We start from the raw sequence: 3,179 nt of genomic DNA on the forward strand, positions 1-3,179 counted from the left end.
CTTTCCGCAGGCCCGCCACGCCGGTGTCCGACAAGCCCGATGTGCCCCAAACTGTAAATTCCTGTGTCAGCGAACCGGATTCTTCGGTTATTTTCCCTGCCGACCCGGCGGGGCCCGGTCGCGACAACGAGGAGCAAACGCGTGAGGCATTGGTGGCTGGCGGCGGGTCTTTCAGTGGCGGGCAGCCTGGCATGGGCGCAGCCCGCGTGGTTCACCGTGGTCGGCGATCCGCTCGACAAGGCGGCCGACACGGTTCAGGTCGACCCCAACCGCATCGCGGCAACCCCGCCCGCGGAAGGAGAGGCCGCGCCCGAGAAGCCGCTGATCGAGATGAACGTGCGCGTGAACCGCTCGGGCCCGCGCTTCAACTGGGACCGCGTCCCCTACCGCTCGTACGAATCGCGCGTGGTCTTCGACTGCCATGCGAAGAGCGCGACCTATGTGCAGGCGCGTTTCTATGCCGAGCCGCTGTGGCGCGGAGAGCCGCACCAGGTCGCCGATTACAGCGCGGCACCCAAGCCGATGCGTTTTCTCGACATGACGCCGAATCCGACGGCGCGGATCGTGCGGGCGGCTTGCCGGATGCGGGCGAGCTGAGCAGTGCGGGTTGCCGGTTCGTTGGCAGCATGTAAGTTGTTGATGCGATTGAGGTTTTTAAGTAATTTTCGGGCGGGGTGATAAAATTCAGGCGACATTGACGCACCCATGAAACGCCAGAATCGCACGCACACGCCTTCGCGCGCGCACAAGGGACGCACGCTCCCTCGCGGTCTGGTGCTGCCTGTCAGCGGTGTCGAGGCCTTCGTCCGGAATCTCGCGCACGAGCTCGGTGTGCGCTACACCCGCACACCCGCCGATCAATGGGCGGACACGGTCACGCGGCTGGCGGGCGACGAGGTTCGCTCCGGCGATGTGCAGGACTTGCTCATTGCATTGAAGCGGGCGGGCCAGCTCTCCACCCAGGACATGGCCACCTTGCTGATCAATCACCTGCGTGAACAGAAGCAGCGTGTTCGATCCGTTTAAGGACTTCGACGTGCGGGGCTACCTCCGCAATCTCTACGCGGAGAAGGACCCGCAGATCGTCCAGGAACTCGAGCACCAGCTGTTTCGAGCCGGGCTCGATGAAGCGTTGGCATTCCTCGCGACGCGGCGGACCGTGGCCTACGCGGAGTTCCTGGAAGTCCACGGGATCCTGTTCTCGGCCTTCTATCCCTGGGCGGGGCAGGACCGGGCGACCACGGCGCCCGATTCTGCCGTCTCCAAGGCCGGCACCTGGTTCAGTCATCCGCGCGATGCGCGCCGCGCAGTGGAGGCCGGACTGCGCATGGCCGCCGACCCGCGCCAATTACGTCAACGGCCTGGAGAGGTCATGGGGCTGTTCGCCTATGGGCATCCGTTTCTGGACGGCAACGGGCGGACGATGCTCGTGATCCATAGCGAGCTGTGCCATCGCGCCGGTTTCTGCATCGAGTGGCACCGGACACGAAAGGCCGACTACCTTGCGGCACTGAGCGCGGAGATCGCGTCGCCGGGCAAGGGGATCCTCGATGCGTATCTGCTGGCGTTCGTGGGCGCGCCGCAGGAGCGGCACCTGTGGGGCGGCGCGATCGGTGGGCTGCCGGGTCTGAGCGGCCGAGGCATCGAGGACACCGTCGAGGGCGAATACGCCGATGAGCAGGTGTCGCAGAAGTACCGCGAGTTCGAGCAGCAGCGAAACTACCGCATCGCACCCGACGCATGAGGTAGTCCCCATTCCGTCGTCAGCCCGTGCCATGACCGCCAATGCACGCAGCCGCCAACGGGTTCCCCCGCGGCGGCTGCGTTACCCCTCGAAGGGGCATCTGGCAAGCGACTAAAAGCCGAGCCGCTTACTTCGCCGTAGGCATCACGAACTCCGCCCCCTTCGGCGTGCTCTCGGGCCAGCGCTGCATGATCGACTTCTGCTTGGTATAGAAGCGCACGCCTTCCTCGCCATAGGCGTGCATGTCGCCGAACAGCGAGCGCTTCCAGCCGCCGAAGCCGTGCCAGGCCATCGGCACCGGGATCGGCACGTTGATGCCGACCATGCCGACCTGGATGCGGCGGCCGAATTCGCGGGCCACGTTGCCGTCGCGGGTGAAGCAGCTCACGCCGTTGCCGAATTCGTGGTCATTGACGAGGTCGACGGCGTCCTTGAAGTTGGCGACGCGCACGCACGAGAGCACCGGACCGAAGATCTCTTCCTTGTAGATGCGCATCTCGGGCGTGACGTGGTCGAACAGGGTGCCGCCCATCCAGAAGCCATCGTCGCAGCCCTTGCCGGCCTTGGCGCCGTCGAACTGGCGGCCATCGACCAGCAGCTTCGCGCCTTCCTTCTCGCCCTGGGCGATGTAGCCGGTGATGCGCTCGTGCGCGGCACGCGTGACGATCGGGCCCATCTCGGCCTCGAGGTTCTCGCCGTCGAGCACCTTCAGGGTCCTGGTGCGCTCGATCAGCTTCGGCATGATCTTCTCGGCCGCGTCGCCCACCAGCACCGCCACGCTGATCGCCATGCAGCGTTCGCCGGCCGACCCGTAGCCCGCGCCGATCAGCGCGTCGACGGCCTGGTCGATGTCGGCGTCGGGCATCACCACCATGTGGTTCTTGGCGCCGCCCAGGGCCTGAACGCGCTTGCCGTGGCGCGCGCCGGTCTCGTAGATGTAGTTGGCGATCGGGGTCGAGCCCACGAAGCTGACGGCCTTGACGTCGGGATGCTCGAGCAGCGCGTCGACCGCGGCCTTGTCGCCCTGCACCACGTTGAACACGCCGTCGGGCAGGCCGGCCTGCTTGAGCAGCTCGGCGATGCGCAGCGAGGGGCTCGGGTCGGTCGGGCTGGGCTTGAGGATGAAGGTGTTGCCCGCGGCGATCGCCACCGGGAACATCCACATCGGCACCATCACCGGGAAGTTGAAGGGCGTGATGCCCGCGACCACGCCCAGCGGCTGGCGCAGGGTCCAGTTGTCGATGCCGGTCGAGACCTGGTCGGTGAAGTCGCCCTTGAGCAGCTGCGGAATGCCGCAGGCGAACTCGACGATGTCGATGCCGCGGCTGACTTCGCCCTGCGCGTCGGTGAACACCTTGCCGTGCTCGGCGGTGATCAGGTGGGCCAGCTCGTCCTTGTGCTCGTTGAGCAGCTGCAGGAACTTGAACATCACGCG

General features: G+C 66.2%; 4 protein-coding genes. 3 read left to right on the plus strand and 1 reads right to left on the minus strand.

The window, feature by feature from the left end:
* Nucleotides 1–174 precede the first annotated feature (174 nt).
* The 3 genes from AC27VN_RS36995 to AC27VN_RS37005 all read left to right on the plus strand — a co-directional run bounded on the left by AC27VN_RS36995 (nucleotide 175) and on the right by AC27VN_RS37005 (nucleotide 1,744).
* Nucleotides 175–597, plus strand: coding sequence for a surface-adhesin E family protein (locus AC27VN_RS36995; RefSeq protein WP_490879862.1), 423 nt, complete (start codon nucleotides 175–177; stop codon nucleotides 595–597).
* A 108-nt stretch (nucleotides 598–705) separates the two neighbouring features.
* Nucleotides 706–1,026 carry a hypothetical protein gene (locus AC27VN_RS37000; RefSeq protein WP_490879863.1) on the plus strand — a complete coding sequence of 107 codons (321 nt, stop codon included), beginning with the start codon at nucleotides 706–708 and terminating at the stop codon, nucleotides 1,024–1,026.
* Complete coding sequence (locus AC27VN_RS37005) at nucleotides 995–1,744, plus strand: Fic/DOC family protein (RefSeq protein ID WP_490879864.1); 750 nt, start codon at nucleotides 995–997, stop codon at nucleotides 1,742–1,744. Before AC27VN_RS37000 ends, AC27VN_RS37005 begins: the two co-directional genes overlap by 32 nt.
* A 127-nt stretch (nucleotides 1,745–1,871) precedes the next feature.
* On the opposite strand, the gene AC27VN_RS37010 is transcribed toward AC27VN_RS37005, so the two are convergent.
* On the minus strand, nucleotides 1,872–3,179 hold a 1,308-nt coding region (locus AC27VN_RS37010; protein WP_490879865.1), incomplete at its 5' end, for a CoA-acylating methylmalonate-semialdehyde dehydrogenase.

The sequence above is a fragment of the Variovorax sp. 20P10.2.4 genome (genome assembly GCF_058244205.1).

Bases quoted from the DNA above. Each gene is read 5' to 3' on its own strand.
- AC27VN_RS37000 (WP_490879863.1), top strand. From the start codon at position 706: ATGAAACGCCAGAATCGCACGCACACGCCTTCGCGCGCGCACAAGGGA.